The 23058-nt window shown below is 68.6% G+C and carries 25 protein-coding genes and 1 pseudogene; 22 read left to right on the top strand and 4 right to left on the bottom strand.

Annotated elements, in window-relative coordinates; genetic code table 11:
* Positions 1 to 48 precede the first annotated feature (48 nt).
* The 7 genes and pseudogenes from A5650_RS06125 to aroQ all read left to right on the top strand — a co-directional run bounded on the left by A5650_RS06125 (position 49) and on the right by aroQ (position 4987).
* Complete coding sequence (locus A5650_RS06125) at positions 49 to 432, top strand: nuclear transport factor 2 family protein (protein ID WP_067287610.1); 384 nt, start codon at positions 49 to 51, stop codon at positions 430 to 432.
* Complete coding sequence (locus tag A5650_RS06120) at positions 429 to 920, top strand: DUF3237 domain-containing protein (protein ID WP_067287607.1); 492 nt, start codon at positions 429 to 431, stop codon at positions 918 to 920. The genes A5650_RS06125 and A5650_RS06120 overlap by 4 nt, the downstream gene beginning before the upstream one ends.
* A complete protein-coding gene (locus tag A5650_RS06115; RefSeq protein ID WP_067287605.1) occupies positions 917 to 1537 on the top strand; it encodes a TetR/AcrR family transcriptional regulator in 621 nt (206 codons plus the stop codon). The genes A5650_RS06120 and A5650_RS06115 overlap by 4 nt, the downstream gene beginning before the upstream one ends.
* Positions 1538 to 1574: 37 nt before the next feature.
* Complete coding sequence (gene aroC, locus A5650_RS06110) at positions 1575 to 2786, top strand: chorismate synthase (protein WP_067287689.1); 1212 nt, start codon at positions 1575 to 1577, stop codon at positions 2784 to 2786.
* Positions 2786 to 3301, top strand: a pseudogene (locus A5650_RS06105) (shikimate kinase); the annotation flags it as partial. The gene aroC and the pseudogene A5650_RS06105, both read left to right, overlap by 1 nt.
* A 136-nt stretch (positions 3302 to 3437) precedes the next feature.
* A complete protein-coding gene (aroB, locus tag A5650_RS06100) occupies positions 3438 to 4523 on the top strand; it encodes a 3-dehydroquinate synthase (protein WP_067287600.1) in 1086 nt (361 codons plus the stop codon).
* Positions 4520 to 4987, top strand: a complete 468-nt coding sequence (gene aroQ, locus A5650_RS06095) for a type II 3-dehydroquinate dehydratase (RefSeq protein WP_067287597.1) — start codon at positions 4520 to 4522, stop codon at positions 4985 to 4987. The genes aroB and aroQ overlap by 4 nt, the downstream gene beginning before the upstream one ends.
* On the opposite strand, the gene A5650_RS06090 is transcribed toward aroQ, so the two are convergent.
* On the bottom strand, positions 4915 to 5811 hold the full coding sequence (locus A5650_RS06090; protein WP_067287595.1) for a hypothetical protein: 897 nt from the start codon (positions 5809 to 5811) through the stop codon (positions 4915 to 4917). The genes aroQ and A5650_RS06090 overlap by 73 nt on opposite strands.
* Positions 5812 to 5840: 29 nt before the next feature.
* Complete coding sequence (locus A5650_RS06085; RefSeq protein WP_067287592.1) at positions 5841 to 6389, bottom strand: B-4DMT family transporter; 549 nt, start codon at positions 6387 to 6389, stop codon at positions 5841 to 5843.
* A 33-nt stretch (positions 6390 to 6422) separates the two neighbouring features.
* Here A5650_RS06085 and A5650_RS06080 point away from each other — a divergent pair, with 33 nt between their 5' ends.
* The 10 genes from A5650_RS06080 to A5650_RS06035 all read left to right on the top strand — a co-directional run bounded on the left by A5650_RS06080 (position 6423) and on the right by A5650_RS06035 (position 16046).
* Positions 6423 to 7508 carry a M24 family metallopeptidase gene (locus tag A5650_RS06080; RefSeq protein WP_067287589.1) on the top strand — a complete coding sequence of 362 codons (1086 nt, stop codon included), beginning with the start codon at positions 6423 to 6425 and terminating at the stop codon, positions 7506 to 7508.
* A gap of 16 nt (positions 7509 to 7524) precedes the next feature.
* Entirely contained in the window at positions 7525 to 8088 is a 564-nt protein-coding gene (gene efp / locus A5650_RS06075) for an elongation factor P (RefSeq protein ID WP_067287585.1), read from the top strand.
* Between the two features lie 32 nt (positions 8089 to 8120).
* Positions 8121 to 8600 carry a transcription antitermination factor NusB gene (nusB, locus tag A5650_RS06070; protein WP_067287582.1) on the top strand — a complete coding sequence of 160 codons (480 nt, stop codon included), beginning with the start codon at positions 8121 to 8123 and terminating at the stop codon, positions 8598 to 8600.
* Positions 8601 to 8603: 3 nt separating this feature from the next.
* On the top strand, positions 8604 to 9152 hold the full coding sequence (locus tag A5650_RS06065) for a hypothetical protein (RefSeq protein ID WP_067287578.1): 549 nt from the start codon (positions 8604 to 8606) through the stop codon (positions 9150 to 9152).
* Positions 9153 to 9332: 180 nt separating this feature from the next.
* Positions 9333 to 10076: a GntR family transcriptional regulator gene (locus tag A5650_RS06060; RefSeq protein WP_067287575.1), complete on the top strand. Its 744-nt coding sequence runs from the start codon at positions 9333 to 9335 to the stop codon at positions 10074 to 10076.
* Positions 10073 to 10300, top strand: coding sequence for a 4Fe-4S dicluster domain-containing protein (locus A5650_RS06055; protein WP_067082806.1), 228 nt, complete (start codon positions 10073 to 10075; stop codon positions 10298 to 10300). The genes A5650_RS06060 and A5650_RS06055 overlap by 4 nt, the downstream gene beginning before the upstream one ends.
* A gap of 10 nt (positions 10301 to 10310) precedes the next feature.
* Positions 10311 to 11738: an ABC transporter substrate-binding protein gene (locus A5650_RS06050; protein WP_067287572.1), complete on the top strand. Its 1428-nt coding sequence runs from the start codon at positions 10311 to 10313 to the stop codon at positions 11736 to 11738.
* Positions 11735 to 12586: an ABC transporter permease gene (locus A5650_RS06045; protein ID WP_082950630.1), complete on the top strand. Its 852-nt coding sequence runs from the start codon at positions 11735 to 11737 to the stop codon at positions 12584 to 12586. Before A5650_RS06050 ends, A5650_RS06045 begins: the two co-directional genes overlap by 4 nt.
* On the top strand, positions 12583 to 13344 hold the full coding sequence (locus tag A5650_RS06040) for an ABC transporter ATP-binding protein (RefSeq protein ID WP_067287569.1): 762 nt from the start codon (positions 12583 to 12585) through the stop codon (positions 13342 to 13344). The genes A5650_RS06045 and A5650_RS06040 overlap by 4 nt, the downstream gene beginning before the upstream one ends.
* The gene (locus A5650_RS06035) at positions 13341 to 16046 is read left to right on the top strand and encodes a fumarate reductase/succinate dehydrogenase flavoprotein subunit (protein ID WP_067287564.1); all 2706 of its coding nucleotides are present in this window, start codon (positions 13341 to 13343) and stop codon (positions 16044 to 16046) included. Before A5650_RS06040 ends, A5650_RS06035 begins: the two co-directional genes overlap by 4 nt.
* Here the strand turns inward: A5650_RS06035 and A5650_RS06030 are convergent.
* Together A5650_RS06030 and A5650_RS06025 are read right to left on the bottom strand one after the other, a co-directional pair.
* Positions 16022 to 17242, bottom strand: coding sequence for an FAD-dependent monooxygenase (locus A5650_RS06030; RefSeq protein ID WP_067287560.1), 1221 nt, complete (start codon positions 17240 to 17242; stop codon positions 16022 to 16024). The genes A5650_RS06035 and A5650_RS06030 overlap by 25 nt on opposite strands.
* Positions 17243 to 17259: 17 nt before the next feature.
* Entirely contained in the window at positions 17260 to 18462 is a 1203-nt protein-coding gene (locus tag A5650_RS06025) for a serine hydrolase domain-containing protein (protein WP_067287557.1), read from the bottom strand.
* Between the two features lie 110 nt (positions 18463 to 18572).
* Between A5650_RS06025 and pyrR the strand changes: the two genes are divergently transcribed.
* The 5 genes from pyrR to carA are packed head-to-tail and all read left to right on the top strand — an operon-like array spanning position 18573 to position 23020.
* Positions 18573 to 19157, top strand: a complete 585-nt coding sequence (gene pyrR, locus A5650_RS06020) for a bifunctional pyr operon transcriptional regulator/uracil phosphoribosyltransferase PyrR (RefSeq protein WP_082950629.1) — start codon at positions 18573 to 18575, stop codon at positions 19155 to 19157.
* Complete coding sequence (locus A5650_RS06015) at positions 19154 to 20104, top strand: aspartate carbamoyltransferase catalytic subunit (RefSeq protein ID WP_067287554.1); 951 nt, start codon at positions 19154 to 19156, stop codon at positions 20102 to 20104. The genes pyrR and A5650_RS06015 overlap by 4 nt, the downstream gene beginning before the upstream one ends.
* Positions 20101 to 21393: a dihydroorotase gene (locus tag A5650_RS06010; RefSeq protein ID WP_067287550.1), complete on the top strand. Its 1293-nt coding sequence runs from the start codon at positions 20101 to 20103 to the stop codon at positions 21391 to 21393. The genes A5650_RS06015 and A5650_RS06010 overlap by 4 nt, the downstream gene beginning before the upstream one ends.
* Complete coding sequence (locus tag A5650_RS06005) at positions 21390 to 21893, top strand: PH-like domain-containing protein (protein WP_067287684.1); 504 nt, start codon at positions 21390 to 21392, stop codon at positions 21891 to 21893. The genes A5650_RS06010 and A5650_RS06005 overlap by 4 nt, the downstream gene beginning before the upstream one ends.
* Entirely contained in the window at positions 21890 to 23020 is a 1131-nt protein-coding gene (carA, locus tag A5650_RS06000; RefSeq protein WP_156744025.1) for a glutamine-hydrolyzing carbamoyl-phosphate synthase small subunit, read from the top strand. Before A5650_RS06005 ends, carA begins: the two co-directional genes overlap by 4 nt.
* The last annotated feature ends 38 nt before the right edge of the window (positions 23021 to 23058 follow it).

Below are 23058 nucleotides of genomic sequence, written 5' to 3'. Positions count from 1 at the left end.
GGCGATTGGTCGTTGCATACCCTGAGTAGGTTAGTACATACTGAGAGTATGCAAAGTAACTCTCATGCCCTGAAGGCCCTGTCCGAGCGGTACTTCGCCGCGTGGACCGCGCGCGACCCCGACGCGATCGCCGGCCTGCACACCGCCGACACGCGGTTCTGGACCCACCTGGACGCCGAGCCCGCCGTTGGTCGTGACGCCGCGCGAGAGGCGTTCGCGGGTGTCTTCCGACAGTTCCCGGGCTTCGCGTTCGAGATCAACCGGGTGCTCTATGGCGACGCCCACTGGGTGCTCGACTGGGTGTTGATCGACGGCGACGTCCGATTCGACTGCCTCGACGTGGTCGTGGTCTCACCCGAGGGCCTGGTCGCCCGCAAGGACTCGTTCATCGACTCCGCACAGATGATGGCCGCGATCGGGGGCCGCTCGTGACCGCGGCCGGGGCGATCGACCAATTGCCGCTCGTGGAGGCGGTGCCGGTGGAGCACCTGTTCGACATGCACGTCGATCTGCTTCCGGCACAACCGATCCCGACCACGACGGGCATGCGGATGACATTCATCGCGACCGGGGGGACGATCGACGGACCGCGGCTTCGGGGTGAGGTGCTCCCCGGCGGCGGCGACTGGCTGTTGGTCGGTGACGACGGGTGCGGCCGTGTCGACGTCCGCGTGACGCTGCGTACGCACGACGGTGTGCTCATCCACGTCGAGAGCGCGGGCGTCATCAAGGTTCCGGCCGACGGCCTCGACCGGTTGGTGCGAGGAGAGGTGCTCGACTTCGACGAGACCTACGTCCGGACCACGCCGCGGTTCGCCACGTCCGACGAGCGGTACGCGTGGCTCGGCGGCATCGTCGCGGTGGGCTACAACATCCTCTCGCCCAACCACGTCGACTACCGCGTCTACCGAGTGCTGTGAACCAGAGCGCGAGAGCCGCGAGGCGAACCCAGGCCGAGCGGACCGAGGCGACCACCGCCGCGCTCATCGACGCGGCGCGGGCGTTGTTCGCCGAGGACGGTTACGAGGCCACGTCGCTGGACGCGGTCGCGGCCCGGGCCACAGTGACCAAGGGCGCGGTCTACCACCATTTCGAGGGCAAGCGCCGCCTGTTCGAGGCGGTGTTCACCCGCGAGGTCGAGCGGATGGCGGTGCCGCTGGCCGAGGCGTATCAGCGTGCGTACTCGCGCAAGAAGGATCCGTGGGACGCGTTCGGCGCCGGGTGCCGGGCGTTCCTCGACGAGTGCCTCGAACCCGGGGTGCAGCGGATCGTGCTGCTCGACGGGTTTACCGCGCTCGGCTGGGAGGAGATGCGCCGCCTGGAGACCCCGCTGCTCGACATGATGGAGGTCGGCATCACGAGCGCTGTCGACGCCGGCGTCATCGCCAAGCGCCCACCCGGGCCGCTAGCGCATTTCCTGTTCGGCGCCCTTTGCGAGGCGGCGATGATCGTTGCGCGCGCGCCGGACCAGAAGTCTGCGCATCGCCACGCCGTGGCCGAGCTCGGCCGGGTTCTGACAGGCCTGGTCATCGGCTGATTCGGGGTGAGACGGCCGACGTGGGAAGATGGGACGCGTGTTGCGATGGACCACTGCTGGTGAATCTCACGGCCGCGCCCTGGTGGCCGTGGTCGAAGGCATGGTCGCGGGCGTGCGCGTCACCTCGGACGACATCGCCGGGCAGCTGGCCCGTCGACGTCTCGGGTACGGCCGCGGCGCCCGCATGAAGTTCGAACAGGACGAGGTCACGATGCTCGCGGGGGTTCGACACGGCGTCACACTCGGCGGCCCGATCGCGGTAGAGATCGGCAACACCGAGTGGCCCAAGTGGGAGACCGTGATGGCCCCGGATCCGGTCGACCCGGCCGAGCTGGCCGAGACCGCGCGCAACGCGCCGCTGACCCGCCCCCGCCCCGGCCACGCCGACTACGCGGGCATGCTCAAGTACGGCTTCGACGACGCCCGCCCCGTGCTCGAGCGCGCCAGCGCCCGCGAGACTGCGGCCCGCGTCGCCGCCGGCACCATCGCGCGCGCGTTCCTCAAGGAGGCCCTGGGCGTCGAGGTGCTGTCTCACGTCATCTCCATCGGCGCGTCCGACCCCTACGACGGCCCGCCGCCGCAGGCCGGCGACCTTGCCGCCATCGACGCCAGCCCGGTGCGCGCATTCGACAAGGACGCCGAGAAGTCGATGATCGACGAGATCGAGGCGGCCAAGAAGGACGGTGACACGCTCGGCGGCGTCGTCGAGGTGGTGGCCAACGGCCTACCGATCGGGCTGGGCTCCTTCACCAGCGGCGACAACCGCCTCGACAGCCAACTCGCCGCGGCGGTGATGGGCATCCAGGCCATCAAGGGCGTCGAGATCGGCGATGGCTTCACGACCGCGCGCCGCCGCGGCAGCGCCGCACATGACGAGATGTATCCCGGCCCGGACGGCGTCATGCGCTCGACCAACCGTGCCGGCGGCCTCGAAGGCGGCATGACCAACGGCCAGCCGCTGCGGGTGCGCGCCGCGATGAAACCGATCTCTACCGTGCCGCGGGCCCTGGCCACGGTCGACATGGCCACCGGCGAGGAGGCCGTCGCGATCCATCAGCGCTCGGACGTGTGCGCGGTGCCCGCCGCGGGCGTCGTGGTGGAGACCATGGTGGCGCTGGTGCTGGCGCGCGCGGCGCTGCAGAAGTTCGGCGGCGACTCGTTGACCGAGACGCGCGCGAACATCGACAACTATCTGCGGGCGGTGACCGCGCGCGAGCCCGCCACGCAACGGGTCCAGGCTTCGGGCTGATGGCGCCGCGCGCAGTGCTGGTGGGGCTGCCCGGCTCGGGCAAGTCGACCATCGGGCGGCGACTGGCCAAGGCGCTCGATCTCTCGCTGCTCGACACCGACGCCGCGATCGAGGAGACCACGGGCCGCACGATCGCCGACATCTTCGCCACCGACGGTGAGAAGGAGTTCCGGCGGATCGAGGAAGAGGTCATCCGCGCGGCGTTGCAGACCCACGACGGCGTGCTGTCGCTGGGCGGTGGCGCCGTCACCACACCCGGCGTGCGCGAGGCGTTGGCCGGGCACACGGTCATCTATCTGGAGATCAGCGCCGCCGAAGGCGTGCGCCGCACGGGCGGGAGTACCGTACGTCCGCTACTCGAGGGTGGCGACCGCGGCGAGAAGTTCAAAGCGCTGATGTCCGAACGTGTTCCGCTCTACCGTCAGGTGGCGACCATCCGGGTCAACACCAACCGGCGTAACCCGGGGGCGGTGGTGCGCTATATCGTGACCCGCCTCGAGAACCCCGACGGCTCCCACCCATCGCGGCGCAAACGCCGCTCGCCGTGGCGCAGGAGTCCGTCGTCGCTCACCGCAGAACCCAGTACCGAAGCCCCGCCGTCACCGGCGGCGGTCGCCGCCCGCAATCCGAAGGTCAACCGTGACTGAACCCGTGGCCAACCCCGTCACAATCGAGGTGCTCGTCGACCCGCCCTACCCGGTGATCGTCGGCACCGGACTGCTCGGCGACCTCGTGCGCGTGCTGGCGGACCGGCACAAGGTCGCGGTGCTGCACCAGCCGACGCTGGCGCAGACCGCCGAGGTCATTCGAACCGCGCTGGCGGACAAGGGCATCGATGCCCACCGCATCGAGATCCCCGACGCCGAGAAGGGTAAGGACCTGCCCGTGGTCGGGTTCATCTGGGAAGTCCTCGGCCGCATCGGGGTGGGCCGCAAGGACGCGATCGTCAGCCTCGGCGGGGGAGCGGCCACCGACGTCGCCGGGTTCGCCGCCGCCACCTGGTTGCGCGGGATCGACATCGTGCACGTGCCGACCACGCTGCTCGGCATGGTCGACGCCGCGGTCGGCGGCAAGACCGGCATCAATACCGACGCGGGCAAGAACCTGGTCGGGGCGTTTCACCAGCCGGCCGCCGTGCTCGTCGACCTCGCGACGTTGGAGACGTTGCCACGCAACGAACTCGTGGCGGGCATGGCCGAGATCGTCAAGGCCGGGTTCATCTCCGACCCGACGATCCTCGACCTGATCGAGGCCGACCCCGAGGCCGCACTCGATCCGGCGGGCACCGTTCTGCCTGAACTGATCCGGCGTGCGATCGCGGTCAAGGCCGAGGTGGTCGCCGCCGACGAGAAGGAATCGCAACTGCGCGAGATCCTCAACTACGGCCACACCCTCGCCCACGCGATCGAACGCCGCGAGCGCTACCAGTGGCGCCACGGTGCCGCCGTCTCGGTGGGCCTGGTGTTCGCTGCCGAACTCGGCCGGCTCGCGGGCCGCCTGGACGACGAGACCGCCGACCGGCACCGCTCCGTGCTGACCTCGCTGGGGCTGCCCATCACCTACGACCCCGACGCGTTCGCCGAGTTGCTGGAGAACATGGCCGGTGACAAGAAAACCCGCGGGGGCGTGCTGCGCTTCGTCGTGCTCGACGGGCTCGCCAAGCCCGGACGCCTGGAGGGGCCCGACCCGTCACTTCTGGCGGCGGCCTACGCAGAAATAGGAGCGGTGACGTCATGACCCAGACGGTGCTGGTGCTCAACGGTCCCAACCTCGGCCGGCTGGGCCGGCGCGAACCCGACGTGTACGGCAGCACCACCCACGGCGAGCTGGTGGCGCTCGTCGAGCGCGAGGCCGACGCCCTGGGTCTCAAAGCTGTTGTGCGCCAGAGCGATAACGAGGCAGACCTGTTGGGTTGGATTCATGCGGCCGCCGACGCAGGCGATCCGGTGATCCTCAACGCGGGGGCGCTGACCCACACCTCGGTCGCGCTGCGCGACGCGTGCAGTGAGCTGCGTGCACCGCTGATCGAGGTGCACATCTCAAACGTCCACGCGCGCGAGGAGTTTCGGCACCATTCGTACCTGAGTGCGGTGGCCACCGGCGTGATCGTCGGCCTCGGGGTGCAGGGCTACGTGCTGGCCCTGCGGTACCTGGCCAGCCTCGGCGGGGAACCGGACCCGCCGGTACTGGCGACCGAGTAGCAGGTCGCGGTCGAGATCACCGTCGGCAGCACCAGCGTCAGCATCAGTACGAACAGCACAATCGCGGGGTTCGGCGCGGTGAGCCAGGCCTCGGGGATGCGCGCCAGGCTGACCGCAAGCCATGACCCGGCGATGGCGAGCACCACCGTGCCCACGGTCGCGAACTTGATCGAGCGCAACTCGAGCAGTGTCGGTTCGCCGGTGTCGGCCAACGATTTCCGCAGCGTCCGCGTGCGCAGATACACCAGCGCGAAATCGGCGATGACGAAGACCGCGGCCGCGACGACGATGGCGCCTTCGATCCACACCTCGGGTCGATGGCCCCACATGAACCGCAGGTAGTCGATCGACGTCTCGGACACGATCAGCGTCGCCGTCATCGCGGCCGCGAAGGTCAGCCAGCCGCCGAGTTCGGCCAAGAAGCAGTACGCGCGGACGTCAGCGGGGTCCTGATCGCTCACCTTGTTGACGGCGTGGCTGGCCAGCATCCACCCGAGCCCGCCGAACAGCGCCGTCGCTCCGGCGGCCAGCATCCCGGTGGACACCGCTCCCTGGGTCCAGGCGATCGCGCACGTGGCCCGCCGCGCGCCGTCGGGCACCTGCGTGCCGGTGATCAGGCTGAACAGGAAGCTGTCGAGCATGAGCACCAAAACGGCGGAGGAGAACAGCGCGAGCGTATGCACGCCTTCGCGACTGTTCTTGTCGAACAGCAGCGCGATCGCGGTGATCAGGAAGCCGCCGAGCACCCCGGCCAGTTGGGAATTCGACGCCGCGGACGACAGCACGCTCCACTGATCGGACGTGCAGAACTCGTCCGGGTTCACAGGGAGCTAGGTGAGCGCTGTGCCTGGAGCTAGGCCCGGTCCTCGCGGGGTGCGCTCTGGGTGGTGGTCTCATCGGCGCCCGGCTGGCTGACCGCGGCGAACACATCGGTGTCGGCACGGTCGTCGTCCCCGGCGTGGTGCAGATGCGGGGTCTGGTCGGCCTTGCGGTCGACCAGCCAGCGGCCGAGCGCCACGCCGGCGAGCGCCATCAGGAACACCACCAGCGCGGTGAACGCCGCGAACGTGGTGAGCTCGTTGACCAGCGCCTCGACGTAGAGGGCCTTGTAGAACATCGAGATGAACCAGGCCACCGCGCCGCTGACGATCCCGGCGAACAGTCCGGCCAGCAGCCAGATCATCGCCAGGTCGCCGCGGCGGTCCGGGTCCGGGTTGGCTCGCGCGTCGGCGCGGCCGTCGATGAGTCCCCATATGAACACCGCGACGGCGAACAGAACCACCAGCACGATGCTGATCAGACCGGCCTTGGTCTCCCACGCGTTGATCAGCGCGCCCTGCAGCAATCGCACGATAACCATCAGGGCCGCGAACACCAGTCCGCGCAGCAACCACTTACTCATGGGGCCTCACCTTAGCGAGTAGCGTCATCGACCGTGACTATTTCACAGCGCCGGCACCGGCTGCGCGAGCGGCTGGCCGAATCCGAGATCGATGCCATGTTGGTATCGGACCTGGTGAACGTGCGCTATTTGAGCGGGTTCACGGGCTCCAACGCCGCCCTGCTCATCAAGGCCGACGACGAAACGCCGGTGCTGGCCACCGACGGTCGCTACCGCACGCAGGCGGCGCAGCAGGCCCCCGACGCGGAGATCGTCATCGAGCGGGTGTGCGGGCCGTATCTGGCCCGGCGCGCCGCCGCCGACGGGGTGCACAAGCTCGGCTTCGAGAGTCACGTGGTGACCGTCGACGCGTTCGCGGCCTTGACGAAGGCGGCCGGCGAGCAGACCGAACTGGTGCGCGCCGCCGGGACCGTCGAGGCGCTTCGCGAGGTCAAGGATGCCGGCGAGGTCGCGTTGCTGCGGTTGGCGTGCGAGGCCGCGGACGCGGCACTGCACGATCTCGTCGACCGTGGCGGCCTGCGGCCCGGGCGCAGCGAGAAGGAGGTCGCCCGCGAGCTCGAGTGGCTGATGCTCGAGCACGGCGCCGACGGCCCGTCGTTTGAGACGATCGTGGCGGCCGGGGCGAACTCGGCGATTCCGCATCACCGGCCCACCGACGCAGTACTGGCCGCGGGTGACTTCGTCAAGATCGACTTCGGCGCGCTGGTGTGCGGCTATCACTCCGACATGACCAGGACGTTCGTGCTGGCGCCGATCGCGGACTGGCAGCGCGAGATCTACGAGCTGGTGGCCACCGCGCAGAAGGCGGGTCGTGAGGCGCTCGGCCCCGGCGTCGCATGCAAAGACGTCGACGCCGCGTCGCGGCAGGTCATCGCGGACGCCGGCTATGTCGAGAACTTCACACACGGACTGGGGCACGGCGTCGGCTTGCAGATCCATGAAGCGCCGGGAATCAGCGCCGCGTCCGTCGGTACACTGCTTGCTGGCTCCGCGGTGACCGTGGAGCCCGGCGTCTATCTGCCCGACCGTGGTGGCGTCCGCATCGAGGACACGCTCGTCGTCGGCCGCGACGCTCCAGACTTGCTCACCCGGTTCCCCAAGGAACTGGCCATCCTCTGACAGGAGTACTACCAACGTGGCAACGACCGCCGACTTCAAGAATGGGCTCGTCCTGGTGATCGACGGCCAGCTGTGGCAGATCACCGACTTCCAGCACGTCAAACCCGGCAAGGGGCCGGCGTTCGTGCGCACCAAGCTCAAGAACGTGGTGTCCGGCAAGACCGTCGACAAGACCTACAACGCCGGGGTCAAGGTCGAGACCGCCACGGTCGACCGCCGCGACGCGACCTATCTCTACCGCGACGGTTCGGACTTCGTGTTCATGGACTCCGAGGACTACGAACAGCACCCGCTGCCGGAGTCGCTCGTGGGCCGCGCCGCCGGCTTCCTGCTCGAAAGCATGCCGGTGCAAATCGCCTTCCACGACGGCAATCCGCTGTACCTCGAGTTGCCGGTGACCGTCGAACTCGAGGTGACCCACACCGAGCCGGGCCTGCAGGGCGACCGCTCCAGCGCGGGCACCAAACCGGCGACGGTGGAGACCGGGGCCGAGATCCAGGTGCCGCTTTTCATCAACACCGGGGACAAGCTCAAGATCGATTCGCGCGACGGAAGCTACCTGGGCCGGGTGAATGCCTGACCGGGGCGAGCGGAGCGCAGCGGAGCGACGGGGTGAGTGACCGGAAAGGCGATCGGGGCAGGCACCAGGCCCGTAAGCGCGCCGTCGACCTGCTCTTCGAAGCCGAGGCGCGCGGCCTGACCTCAGCGGAGGTGGCCGAGGCGCGCAATGCGTTGGCGCAGAAGCAGTCCGACGTATCGCCTCTGAACCCGTACACGCTGACGGTGGCCCGCGGCGTGACGGAGCACGCGGCGCACATCGACGATCTGATCGCCGCGCACCTTCAGGGCTGGACGCTCGAACGGTTGCCGGCGGTCGATCGCGCGATCCTCCGGGTGGCGGTGTGGGAACTGCTGCACGCCGAGGATGTGCCCGAGCCGGTGGCCGTCGACGAGGCCGTCGAACTCGCCAAGCAATTGTCCACCGACGACTCACCGGGTTTCGTCAACGGCGTGCTGGGACAGGTCATGCTCGTGACGCCACAGATTCGGGCCGCCGCACAGGCCGTGCGAGGTGACAGGAGCGGGGGATAGCCGATGCCCACACCGCAGGACTGGGCGCCGTACTCGAGCGTCGAGGAAGCGGCGAGGGTATATCTGCGCGACCCCGACCTCGCGCTCGACCAACTGCGCTCGGTGGTGGACCTGCCCACACTCAGGTCGTTCATCATGTCGCGCGGCTACACCGACGAGCAGTGGGGTGACGAGGACCAGGCTCTGTGGCAGGAGGTCGTGCTCACCGACGGGCACCGGCTGATCATGTGGCGCGCCGATGACGAGATGTCCTCGAGCGACCGGGACCGCCGCGTACTCAACGCCTCGGTGCGCACCATCCTGCTGTCGACGATCACCGATCACGTGCTGACCGCCGAATACGAAGTCCTCGACGACGACACCCGGCGGCTGTCCGAGGTCAGGTTGCGGATGTACACCCAGCTGATCACGCGTTCACGGCAGAAGTCGGCCACCGAATCCGACATCTACTGCGAGTCGTTCCGCTATTACAAGTCCGTCGACAACGGCGGACTGGCCCAGATGCAGCGTCTGCTGCAATTCGGCCGGGTGCTCTCGCGCTGTATGCAATAGCGCGTCACTTCTGTTCACCGCGATTGTTATTCGCGCCCCGCGGTCGCGGTGGCGCATACACGTCATCAGCCGGACTTTCGCCTGGTAGTCGCCTGACGCGGGCGGCGCATTGAACGGCGCTGCTCCGAGGCGATTTCCGGCACCGCGCAACGGTCCGGTGACGCCCCTAGCGTGTTTCGCATGTCGCAGCCCGAGCCGACGCCGCTTCGGCGGCCGCGCGCCGATCGCGCCCGCCAGGTCGCCGATGTGTTGCGGCACCAGATCCACGCGGGCGCATTCGACGGCGGCCTGCCCGCCGAACACGAGCTGGCGGCGGAGTTCTTCGTGTCCCGCAACACCGTTCGCGAAGCGCTCGCCGTGTTGAAGAACGAAGGGCTGATCGACCGTGGCCCCAAGGTCGGCACTCAGGTCGCGGTGCGCAAGTACGATCACGGCCTCGACGCGCTGGTGGGTCTGAAGGAGACGTTCAAGGAGTACGGCGAGGTCCGCAACGAGGTCCGCGCGGTGCAGCATCTGGCGGCGCCACCAGCGGTCGCGCGCAAGCTGCGACTGGAACCGGGCGAGCAGGTGGTCTTCATCGAGCGGCTGCGGTATCTCGGTGACCTTCCGCTGTCGCTCGATCTGACATATCTCGCGCCCGACATCGGCGCCGAGGTGGTGCAGCACTCGCTGGAGACCAACGACGTGTTCGCGCTTATCGAGCTGGTCAGCGGACACCGGCTGGGCCGGGCGACGCTGGCCTTGGAGGCGGTTTCGGCCGACGCCCATTCGGCGGCGACGTTGCAGGTGCCCGACGGCGCGGCGCTGCTGATGCTGGAGCGACTTACCAGCCTCGACGACGGCCGGCCCGTCGATCTGGAGTACATCCGCATGCGCGGTGACCGAATCACCATGCGCGGCAGCCTGATGAGGAGCAACCCGTGACACTGATCAACCAACGCGCCGACGTGCCCGTGACGATCGACGAGTCGTTGTGCATCGAGGGCTGCACGCTGTGCGTCGACATCTGCCCACTCGACTCGTTGGCGATCAACCCCGACAACGGCAAGGCCTTCATGCATGTCGACGAGTGTTGGTACTGCGGACCTTGCGCAGCGCGCTGTCCTACCGGCGCCGTCACCGTCAACATGCCGTATCTGATTCGCTGAGGACCCTCACATGAGAAGACCGTTCACCCGCCTGGCCGCATTCGCCGCGGCGTTGACGGTCGCGGCCTCGGGCTGCTCGCTCGACTCCGCGTCCGATTCATCCGACGTCGTCAACGTCGTCATCGGCTATCAGTCCAAGACCATCAACACCGTCACCGCGGGCACACTGCTGCGCGCACAGGGCTACCTGGAGCGCCGGCTCTCCGGCATCGGCGAGCGCACCGGCACCGAGTACCGCGTGACGTGGCAGGACTACGACACCGGAGCGCCGATCACCGCGCAGATGGTCGCCGAGAAGATCGACATCGGGTCCATGGGCGACTACCCGATGCTGATCAACGGGTCCAAGACGCAGGCCAACGAACGCGCCCGCACCGAGATCGTCTCGGTGACGGGATACAACCCCAAGGGCGCGCTGAACATGGTTGTCGTCAAACCGGATTCGCCGGCGCAAACGTTGTCCGACCTCAGCGGTCAGAAGGTGTCGGCCAGCGTCGGGTCGGCGGGTCACGGCATGCTGGTGCAGGCGCTGTCCCGGGCGGGCGTCGACCCCAACACCGGGGTCGAGGTGCTCAACCAGCAGCCTCAGGTTGGCGCTTCGGCGCTGGAATCCGGTCAGGTGCAGGCGCTCTCGCAGTTCGTCGCCTGGCCCGGACTGCTGGTGTTCCAGGACAAGGCCAAGCTGCTCTACGACGGTGCCGAGCTGGACTACCCGACGCTGCACGGGGTGGTCGTGCGGCGGGCATACGCGGCCGAGCACCCGGAGGTCCTCGACGCGTTCCTGCAGGCGCAGCTGGACGCGACCGAGTTCCTCAACGACAAACCGCTGGAGGCCGCCCGGATCGTCGCAGAGGCCAGTGGGCTGCCGCAGGAAGTGGTCTACCTTTACAACGGGCCGGGTGGCACATCGTTCGACACCACGCTCAAGCCGTCGCTGATCGAAGCGCTCGAAGGCGATGTGCCGTATCTGAAGTCGATCGACAACTTCGCCGACCTCGATGTACCGGGTTTCGTCGAAGACGCCCCGCTGCGCGCGGCGTTTCAGGAACGCGGGCTCGACTACGACAAGGCCTTGGCGGACACCGCGAACCCGTCGCTGCTCACCGGCACCGACCCGGTCTGCAACAGCGCGGTGACCGACCCGGCGAAGGCCGGTGAGCTGTGGCTGGACGGCGCCGATGCCACCCAGCCCGCGGCGACGCCGGCCTGCCTACTCAAAGCGGTCCGCGACGCCACTGCCCGCGGCGCGACGATCCGCGCCGCCTATGTCCCCGATACCGAGTTCGGCACCCGTTGGTTCGCCGACAAGGCAATCTGGGTGAAGGACGGTGCGGACTTTCGGCCGTTCGCCACTCCCGGCGGTGCGCAGCGGTTCATCGCCGCCCACCCCGGCAGTGCGCCGGTCGACTACGAGCAGGCGTTGGCAGGTGCGGCATGACGACGGTCGCCGAGGTGATCGAATCCCCGGTGCAGGTCGAAAGCGCGCCGGTGCGGGACCGGAAGTCCGTGGTGTGGCGGCGCCGGTCGGTGCGGGTGGCCTCCGTCGTCGCGGCGGTGGGCCTCTGGCAGCTGTTGACCGCCAACGACGTTCGACTGTGGTTGCGCTTCGACACCCTGCCAACGGTGACGGAGGTCGCGACCGCCCTCACCCAAAGGCTGGAAACCCCGGAGTACTGGCTCGACCTCGGGCAGTCGCTGATCCGGATCCTGACCGGGTTCGGGCTCGCGGCGCTCGTCGGCGTCGTCACCGGCATCATGCTCGTCCGGTCGACGGCGTTCGCCGACGTCTTCGGGCCGCTCACCGAGCTTGCGCGCCCGATACCGGCGATCGCCATGGTGCCGGTCGCGATCTTGCTGTTCCCCACAGACGAGGCCGGCATCGTGTTCATTACGTTCCTCGCGGCCTACTTCCCGATCATGGTCAGCACCCGGCACGCGGTGCGCGCGCTGCCGACCATCTGGGAGGACTCGGTGCGCACCCTGGGCGGCGGACGCGTCGATGTGTTGCGGCGGGTCGTGTTGCCGGGAATCCTGCCGGGACTGTTCGGCGGCCTGTCGGTCGGTATGGGTGTGGCGTGGATCTGTGTGATCTCAGCCGAGATGATCTCGGGCCGACTCGGTGTCGGATACCGGACGTGGCAGGCGTATACGGTGCTCAACTACTCCGACGTGTTCGTCGGCATCATCACGATCGGGGTACTGGGCTTCACCACGGCCGCCGCGGTCGAACTGATCGGCAGGCACGCCACGCGTTGGCTGCCCCGTGCGGAGGAGAACGTCAGATGACCGCCACGATCGCGCCCGAAACCCTGCGGGGCATGCGACTCGAACTCGACGATGTGCGGCTGTCCTACACCGGCGCACCTGTCGTCGACGGCTTGAGCCTCGATGTACGGCCGGGGGAGATCCTGGTGCTCACCGGTCCGTCGGGATGCGGCAAGTCGACGGTGCTGCGTGCGCTGACGGGCCTGCTGCGACCGGATGCCGGCCGGGTGCTCGCCGACGGTGAGGAGGTTACGACCACGTCGCGGGACCGGGGGATGGTATTTCAGGACAGCGCGCTGTTGCCCTGGCGCACAGTGCGTTCCAACATCGAGCTGGCACTGCAACTGCGCGGGATGCCGCGGTCCGGGCGACGTGAGCGTGCCGAGCGGTGGATCGACGAGGTGGGCCTGACCGGGTTCGCCGACTACCTGCCGAAAAGCCTGTCGGGCGGCATGCGGCAACGTGTGCAACTCGCACGCGGGCTGGCGGGTGCCCCGCGGGCGGTGATGATGGACGAGCCCTTCGCGGCGCTGGACACCCAGACCCGAGCGGCGATGCAGCGGTTGCTGATTCAGACGTGGCAGGCGCACCCGACCACCATCGTGTTCGTCACCCACGACGTCGACGAAGCGCTGATGCTCGGCGACCGCGTCGCGGTGCTCGGCCGGGCCGGTCAGCCGCTCCGTGCGCTGGTCGACGTCCCACAGCCCCGCGTCGCCGACGCCGCCCGCCACGAGTCCCGAACCGAAATCATTGCTGCCCTTCATCATTTATCATGAACATTCCTGAACTCGCCGACACCGCTCGGCTCGACTGCGACGTGCTGGTGATCGGCGGAGGCACCGCGGGCACGATGGCCGCGCTGACCGCCGCCGAACACGGCGCGCAGGTGCTGCTCCTGGAGAAGGCGCACGTCCGGCATTCCGGGGCGCTCGCGATGGGGATGGACGGTGTGAACAACGCCGTGATCCCCGGCAAGGCGAAGCCGGAGGACTACGTCGCCGAGATCACCCGCGCCAACGACGGAATCGTCAACCAGCGCACCATCTATCAGACGGCCACCCGCGGATTCGCGATGGTGCAGCGCTTGGAGCGCTACGGCGTGAAGTTCGAGAAGGACGAACACGGCGAGTACGCCGTCCGCCGGGTGCACCGGTCCGGCTCCTACGTCCTGCCCATGCCCGAGGGCAAGGACGTCAAGAAGGCGTTGTACCGGGTGCTGCGCCAGCGGTCCATGCGCGAGAAGATCCGCATCGAGAACCGGCTGATGCCGGTGCGGGTGCTCACCGACGACACCGGCCGCGCCGTCGGCGCCGCCGCGTTGAACTCGCGCACCGGCGAATTCGTCGCGGTCGCGGCCAAGGCGGTGATCCTCGCGACCGGTGCGTGCGGACGGCTTGGACTGCCCGCGTCGGGCTATCTGTACGGCACCTACGAGAACCCCACCAACGCCGGCGACGGTTATTCGATGGCCTACCACGCCGGGGCGGAGCTCTCCGGAATCGAATGCTTCCAGGTCAATCCGTTGATCAAGGACTACAACGGACCGGCCTGCGCCTACGTGGCCAATCCTTTCGGCGGATACCAGGTCAACGCGTTGGGAGAGCGGTTCGTCGACTCCGACTACTGGTCGGGCCAGATGATGGCCGAGGTCAAGCGCGAGATCGAATCGGCCCGCGGACCCATATACCTCAAGGTCTCGCACCTGCCCGACGAGACGCTGACCGCGCTCGAGAACATCCTGCACACCACCGAGCGGCCGACCCGGGGCACGTTCCACGCCAACCGCGGGCATGACTACCGCACCCACGACGTCGAGATGCACATCTCCGAAATCGGCTTGTGCAGCGGGCATTCGGCGTCCGGTGTGTGGGTCGACGAGCACGCCCGAACGACCGTGCCGGGCCTGTACGCGGCGGGCGACCTGGCGTGCGTCCCGCACAACTACATGATCGGCGCGTTCGTCTACGGCGACCTCGCCGGACAGCACGCGGCGTCGACGCTGCAGGACGTCACCGCGCCGGCCACCCTGCCCGAGGACCAGCTGCGCGAGGCGCACGAACTCGTCTACCGCCCGCTGCGCCATTCCCAGGGCCCCCCGCAGCCGCAGGTCGAGTACAAGCTGCGCCGGTTCGTCAACGACTATGTGGCGCCGCCGAAGACGGCGACCAAGCTGTCGATCGCCATCGAGACCTTCGAGCGCATGCGCGACGAGATCGCGGAGATCGGCGCGACCACTCCGCACGAGCTGATGCGCGCGGTCGAGGTGTCGTTCATCCGCGACTGCGCCGAGATGGCGGCGCGTTCGTCGTTGACGCGCACCGAATCGCGGTGGGGCCTCTACCACGACCGCGCCGACATGCCGCAGCGCGACGACGAGGGCTGGCGGTACCACCTGAACCTGCGCAAGGAGTCCGACGGGTCGATGACGTTCGTCAAACGGCCCGTCGCACCGTATTTCGTAGCGGTGCCCGATCTGGAGCACCTACCCTCCGACGACCCGGTCACCCACGTCGAACAGCCCACGATGACCATCGGCCGCGCACCGGTCGACGCTGCCTCCCGGATCCGCTCGACCACGCCGGCTGAGCCCCCGTCACCGCGCATCGCCGCGGTGCTCGCGCTCGAGTTGCCGTCCGTGCCGGAACTCGCCGAGTTCCTCGCCGACGCCGACGCCGGGGTGCGCCGCACCGCGGTCGCCACGCTCGTCGAACATCTGCCCGAAGGATACGAGGCACCGCTGATCGACGCGCTGGATGATGCCGATTCCGGCGTCCGGCGTGTGGCCGCCGACGGCGTGCGCGAGCTCGTCGAGGTGCTCACCGGTCCGGAACACGTTGCTCCGCATGCCGAGTCGGCGGATCCGGAGGTGCGTGCGGTGGCCATCTACGTCCTGGCGGCGCGTCGTGTCGGTGGCCAACAGACGTACCGCCGCGTGCTCGACGACGTCGACCATCGGGTACGGATCGAGGCCGTGCGGGCCCTGGTGTCGGTCGACGACGCCGATGGCGTGGCGGCGGCCGCAGGTGACGACAACCGTGAGGTCCGCATCGCGGCGGCCAACGGGCTGGCGACGCTCGGCACCGGCGCGGAGACCGTGCGTCGCCTGGTGGCCGACACCGATCCGCTGGTGCGGGCGGCCGCGCTGTCGGCGCTCGGTGCGGTGGGATGCGGTGACGACGACGAGCCCGGTGTGCGCGAGGCGCTCACCGCGCCGGCTTGGCAGGTGCGCGAGGGCGCGGCCCGGGCTCTGGCGGGCGCGGTGCCCGCCGTGGCGGTGCCGACGCTGTCGCGGGCGCTGAGCGATCAGCACCTCGACGTGCGAAAGGCTGCCGTGCTGAGCCTGACCCGGTGGGCAGCTTCGGAACAGGCTGCGCGGGATGCGTTGGAGCTAGCACTCAAGGACGGCGACGCCGACGTGCGCGCCTATGCCCGTCAGGCGCTGGTGCGTGCGGGTTACGAGACGGACTTGGCCGGATAGTCCGGCAGTTCGATCGAATCGGCCGTCGTGAACCACAGCCGCGCGGCCACCGGCCGAAACGGCCAGCGCTGCATCCACTTCATCACCGCGGCGTTGATCGCGATGTCGGAAGCCGTGCTGGGCGCGTACCGGTCGATGGTGTTGTTCAGTTTCTGGCAGGTGTCCACGTACGGGCGCATGCGGGTCTCGTACCGGGCCTGCGCCGTTGGAATGCTCACTGGCTGAAGCGAACTCGCGGGACCCAACTCGCCCGCGAGCAGATAGGCGCCGACCAGAGCCAGGCTCGTGCCCATGCCGGACAGCGGCGAGGCGCAGTATCCGGCGTCGCCGACCAGCGTGACGCGTCCCGCCGACCAGGACGGCATGTGGATCTGGATGAAAGAGTCGAAGTAGAAGTCGTCGGCTTTCTCGGCCGCCGCCAGCAGGGCGTCACACTCCCATCCGGCGCCCGTGAACCGCTCGACCAGGATCCGGCGCTGCTGGTCGACGTCGTGCCGGTCGTACTCGAGCGGCTCGGATCGAAAAGCCATACCGGCCTTGGCGATTGCGGGATCGTGGGAGGGACGCATCGACGCGTTGAGTCCGCCGGGCGCCTGATACAGCAGGAACCAGCCGTCGAGTCCGACGCTGTCGGGCGCCGAGAACCACGCGTTGTAGCCGCCGATCGGATTGGCGAACTTCTCTTCGGGGCCGAAGACCAGCCGGCGCACCGTCGAGTGCGGGCCGTCGGCGCCGACGACGAGGTCGGCGTGCAGCACCGTCCCGTCGGACAGCGTCGCCTCCACGCCGCCGTCGACGTCACGCAGTTCCGAAATGCGCTGTCCGAACCGGTATTCGACCGAGCCCCTGGTGGCCTGATACAACACGTCCACCAGGTCACCGCGCAGGATCTCGAGTTTGGACACCAGACCGTTGCCGTCGAACGCCGTCACCGGCATCTCGGCGCGTCTGCTGCCGTCGGAACGGACCCACGCCGCGCCCCGCTGCTCGAGGGCGCGGGCCTGCATCTGGTCGATCAATCCCATCCGCTCGATGATGTCGCCGCCAGCGCCCCGTAGATCCACGGTCTGGCCGCCGGGCCGGACGCCGGGTGCGATCTCCACGACCACGACGCGATAGCCGTTGCGGCTCAACCAGAACGCCAGGGACGGTCCGGCGATGCCGGCGCCACTGATCAGGACGGTCGGCTGATTCATGCCGTCAGACTAAACGCTCAGATGTCGAGTGCCTGGTAAGTCCGGCGGACGAATTTCGGCTGTGCGCTCTGCAGTTTGGCCAGCGACGTGTTGCCCGCGATGGCGGCCGCGTCGATGTTGAGGTCGGGCAGGTTCTGGATCAGGTAGATCAGGATCAGCTCCGCCGACGGGTCGGCCTGCCACCAGGTGCCGTACGCGCCCGGCCAACTGAACGTGCCCAGCCCGCCGGGGCCGAACAGCGGACGCGACTTCGCCGGGTCGGTGACCACCGACAGGTTGAGCCCGAAGCCGCGGCCCACCCAGAACGGTGCGCCGAGGAAGTTCTGGCGCTTCTGCTCGTCGGTCAACCGGTCGGTGCGCATCAGCCGCACCGACTCCTCGGACAGCACGCGCGCCCCGTCGAGCGCGCCGCCGGTCAGCAGCATTCGCGCGAAGCGCAGGTAGTCGTCGACGGTCGACCACAGCCCGGCGCCGCCTGCGCAGAACGGCGGATCGGTGATCGGCGCGGGACCCATCACGTCGTGCTGCAGGGTGTTGTTCTTGTCGAGCTTGTACATCGTGGCGGCGCGGTGCCGTCGCGACGTGCCCACGGAGAAGCCGGTGTCGGGCATCTGCAAGGGCTCGAAGATCCGTTCGCGCAGGATGTCGGAGAGCGGCTTGCCCTCGATGCGCGAGAGCGCGATGCCCAGCACGTCGGTGGCGTGGCTGTAGGTGAGCCGCTCGCCAGGCTGGTGCGCCAGCGGAAGCTTGGCCAGATCGGTCAGCCAGCGGTCCTGATCCTGGCGGAACGACATGCGGCCGTAGGCGCGGCTCAACGGGCCCAGCACCGAGAAGGCGTAGGCCAGACCGCTGCGGTGCGTCATCAGGTCGTCGAAGGTGATGAGGCGGCGCGCCGGCGTCGTCTTGTCGAGATCGCCCTGCGGATCGAGGAGCACTCGTAGATCAGCGAGTTCGGGCAGCCACGTCGTGACCGGATCGTTCAGTGAAAAGCGACCCTCCTCGAGGAGGCTCATCGCGGCCGCGACTGTCACCGGTTTGGTCATCGATGCGATGCGGAAGATCGTGTCGCGCTGCATCGGCAGCCCGGCGTCGACGTCGCGATGCCCCAACTCGTTGACCTGAAGTACCTCACCGGCGTGCCACACCAGGGTCACCGCTCCGGCGAGAAGTCCGGCGTCGATCGCCTCGCGAATGGACGCGGAGTTGCCGTCGAGTTTCATCGCGGCAAGCCTACTGAGCGGAACACCCTTGCGCGGATGCTAAGCTTCCCGGCAGTTTCGACGTCCTTTAAAGAGCCGTCCAGAGAGGCGGAGAAGGAGGTCAGAGTCGCTTGGGCGCGCAATCAGGCTCGTCGGGCACCGACCGGGAGCTGATGTCCGCAGCGGACGTCGGCCGAACCATTTCCCGCATCGCCCATCAGATCATCGAGAAGACCGCACTCGACGGTTCCGATGCTCCCCGCGTCGTCTTGCTCGGGATCCCCACTCGGGGAGTGACGTTGGCCACCCGGCTCGCGGAGAAGATCAAGGAGTTCTCCGGCGTCGTCGTCCCGCACGGCGCGCTGGACAACACGCTGTACCGCGACGACCTGGACTTCAAGCCGCCCCGCGCCCTGGAGGAGACGTCGATCCCCGAGGGCGGCATCGACCAGTCCCTGGTCATCCTCGTCGACGACGTGCTCTACACCGGCCGCTCGGTCCGCGCGGCGCTGGACGCCCTGCGCGACATCGGCCGGCCGAAGGCGGTGCAGCTGGCGGTGCTTGTCGACCGCGGCCATCGGGAGTTGCCGCTGCGCGCTGACTACGTGGGCAAGAACGTGCCCACGTCCCGCAGCGAGAACGTCAAGGTCCGGCTAGCCGAAGACGATGGTCACGACGGGGTGTCCATTGCGCCGTACGGAGGTCCCATCAGGTGAAACATCTGCTCTCGGCGGCGGATCTGTCGCGCGACGACGCGCTGGCGATCCTCGACAACGCCGACCGGTTCAGCCAGGCGCTGCTCGGCCGCGAGGTCAAGAAACTCCCCACGCTGCGCGGGCGCACGATCATCACGATGTTCTACGAGAACTCCACCCGCACCCGGGTCTCGTTCGAGGTCGCGGGCAAGTGGATGAGCGCCGACGTGATCAACGTCAGCGCCTCGGGATCGTCGGTGTCCAAAGGCGAGTCGTTGCGCGACACAGCGCTGACGCTGCGCGCCGCGGGCGCCGACGCGCTGATCCTGCGCCATCCCGCTTCGGGCGCACCGCAGCAGCTGGCCGAGTGGACGGCCACCGAGGACGGACATGGCCCGGCGGTCATCAACGCCGGCGACGGCACCCACGAGCACCCCACCCAGGCGCTGCTGGATGCGCTCACCATCCGCCAGCGGCTGGGCGACATCGAGGGCAATCGGGTCGTCATCGTCGGTGACGTCCTGCACAGTCGGGTGGCCCGCTCGAACGTGCTGTTGCTGCACACCCTGGGCGCGGAGGTGGTGTTGGTGGCGCCGCCGACGCTGCTGCCCGTCGGGGTCGCCGACTGGCCGGTCACGGTGTCGCACGACCTCGACGCCGAACTGCCGCTGGCCGACGCGGTGCTGATGCTGCGGGTGCAGGCCGAGCGCATGAACGGCGGCTTCTTCCCGTCGGCCAGGGAGTACTCGGTGCTCTACGGCCTGTCCGAGAAGCGCCAGGCGCTGCTGTCGGGCAACGCGGTGGTGCTGCATCCGGGGCCGATGGTCCGCGGTATGGAGATCGCGTTCTCGGTCGCCGACTCGTCGCAATCGGCGGTGCTGCAACAGGTCTCGAACGGCGTGCACATCCGGATGGCGGTGCTCTTCCATCTGCTGGTGGGTGCCGAGAAAGAGGCGATCAGCGTATGAGCGTGTTGATACGAGGGGTCCGTCTGTACGGCGAGGGCGATCCCGTCGATGTGCTGACGAGCGACGGGCAGATCGCCGAGATCGGTGCCGATCTTCGGATTCCCGACGATGCCGACGTTGTCGACGCCACCGGCCAGGTGCTGCTGCCGGGATTCGTCGACCTGCACACCCATCTGCGCGAACCGGGCCGCGAGTACGCCGAGGACATCGAAACCGGCTCGGCGGCAGCGGCTTTGGGTGGGTACACCGCGGTGTTCGCGATGGCCAACACCAACCCCGTCGCCGACAGCCCCGTCGTGACCGACCACGTCTGGCAGCGAGGGCAGCAGGTCGGCCTGGTCGACGTGCATCCCGTCGGCGCGGTGACCGTCGGCCTGGCGGGTGCGCAGCTCACCGAGATGGGCATGATGGCCGGCGGCGCCGCCCAGGTGCGGATGTTCTCCGACGACGGCATCTGTGTGCACGATCCGTTGATCATGCGCCGCGCGCTGGAATACGCGACGGGCCTCGGCGTGCTGATCGCCCAGCACGCCGAAGAGCCACGGCTCACCGTCGGCGCGGTGGCCCACGAGGGTCCCAATGCGGCGAGGCTCGGGCTGGCCGGGTGGCCGCGGGCGGCCGAGGAGTCGATCGTCGCGCGCGATGCGCTGCTGGCCCGAGACGCCGGGGCGCGGGTGCACGTTTGCCATGCGTCGACCGCGGGCACCGTCGAGATCGTGCGGTGGGCGAAGTCACAGGGCATCTCGATCACGGCCGAGGTGACCCCGCACCATCTGCTGCTCGACGACGAACGGCTGGCCACGTACGACGGGCGCTACCGGGTGAACCCGCCGCTGCGGGAGACCTCGGACGCTCGGGCACTGCGGCAGGCGCTGGCGGACGGGATCATCGATTGTGTGGCCACCGATCACGCACCGCACGCCGAGCACGAGAAGTGCTGCGAGTTCTCCGTCGCACGTCCCGGCATGCTCGGACTGCAGACCGCGCTGTCGGTGGTGGCCGAGACGATGGTGCGCCCGGGGTTGCTGACGTGGCGCGACGTCGCGCGGGTGATGAGCGAGCGGCCCGCCGAGATCGTCGGTCTGCCCGATCAGGGCCGCCCGCTGGAGGTCGGCGAGCCCGCCAACCTGACCGTGGTCGACCCCGACGCGACGTGGACCGTGGAAGGTTCCGCGCTGGCCAGCCGCTCGGCCAACACGCCCTATGAGGCGCTCGAACTGCCGGCGGCGGTGACGCTGACGCTGTTGCGCGGCGAGGTCACCGCGCGGGATGGGAAGTGCCCCGCGTGAACACCGGCACGCTCGTCGGTTCGTTGATCATGGCCGCCGTCGTGGCCGTGCTGATCGCGGTTCTGATCCAGGCGATGATCCGCGGATGGCGCCGCCGCGCGGAGCGCCAGGCCGAGATCATCGGCACGCTGCCGCCGCTTCCCGACATCGTCGGGCCGGCCATCGTGCCGCCCACCAAGGGGTTGTACGTCGGCAGCACGCTGGCTCCCGACTGGAACAACCGCATCGTGGTCGGCGACCTCGGTTTCCGCACCAAGGCCGTGCTGACTCGCTACCCCGAAGGAATCATGTTGCAGCGCAGTGGCGCCTTGCCGATCTGGATCCCCGACGAGTCGATCACCCAGATCCGCACCGAGCGTGGGATCACCGGCAAGGCGATGACGCACGAAGGCATTCTCGCGATCCGGTGGCGGCTACCGTCGGGCACCGAGATCGACACGGGGTTCCGCGCCAACGACCGTCGCGAGTACTCGCACTGGGTGGAGCAGGAGGCGGCGTGACGGGAACCGACAAGGCACTTCTGGTGCTCGAGGACGGCCGGGTCTTCACCGGCACGACGTTCGGTGCGATCGGTCAGTCGCTCGGCGAAGCGGTGTTCTCCACCGGAATGTCGGGTTACCAGGAGACGCTGACCGATCCGAGCTACCACGGGCAGATCGTGATCGCGACGGCGCCGCAGATCGGCAACACCGGATGGAACCGCGAGGACGCAGAGAGCCGCGGCGACAAGATCTGGGTCGCCGGATACGCGGTGCGTGACCCCTCGCCGCGGGCCTCGAACTGGCGGGCCACGTCCACGCTGGACGAGGAACTCGAACGCCAGGGCATCGTCGGTATCGCGGGCATCGACACCCGCGCGGTGGTGCGCCATCTGCGCAGCCGCGGGTCGATGAAGGCGGGGCTGTTCTCCGGTCCGGCGCTCGCCGATCTCGACGAACTGCTCGAGCGGGTGCGCAATCAGCCCAGCATGCTCGGCGCCAATCTCGCGGGCGAGGTCAGCACCGATGCGGTCTACGTGGTGGAAACCGAAGGGCAGCAACGGTTCACGGTGGCCGCGATCGACCTCGGCATCAAGACGAACACCCCGCGTAACTTCGCGAAGCGCGGCATCCGCAGCCATGTGCTGCCCGCGTCGGCGAGCTTCGAGCAGATCGCCGATCTCAAGCCGGACGGGGTGTTCCTGTCCAACGGCCCCGGCGATCCCGCCACCGCCGACCACATTGTCGCCGTCACCCAGGAGGTGCTCGGCGCGGGAATTCCGCTGTTCGGCATCTGCTTCGGCAACCAGATCCTGGGAAGGGCACTCGGGCGCTCGACGTACAAGATGGTGTTCGGCCACCGCGGCATCAACGTTCCGGTGATCGACCACCAGACCGGCAGCGTCGCGATCACCGCGCAGAACCACGGATTCGCCCTCGAGGGCGAGGCGGGGGAGCGCTTCGACACCCCGTTCGGCGAGGCGGTCGTCAGCCACACGTGCGCCAACGACGGTGTGGTCGAAGGCATCAAACTCGTCAGCGGACTGGCGTTTTCGGTGCAGTACCACCCGGAGGCGGCGGCGGGCCCGCACGACGCGAACTATCTGTTCGATCAGTTCATCGACCTGATGGCGGGGGAGAGCAAGTGAGGCTCGATTTGCGCGCAGTTTCGCGGGACAGGGGCGCC

The organism is Mycobacterium sp. 1164985.4 (genome assembly GCF_001668575.1).
Taxonomy (GTDB): domain Bacteria; phylum Actinomycetota; class Actinomycetes; order Mycobacteriales; family Mycobacteriaceae; genus Mycobacterium.
Note: the sequence above shows the minus strand (reverse complement) of the source record. Positions and strands in the feature narration are given on the sequence as shown.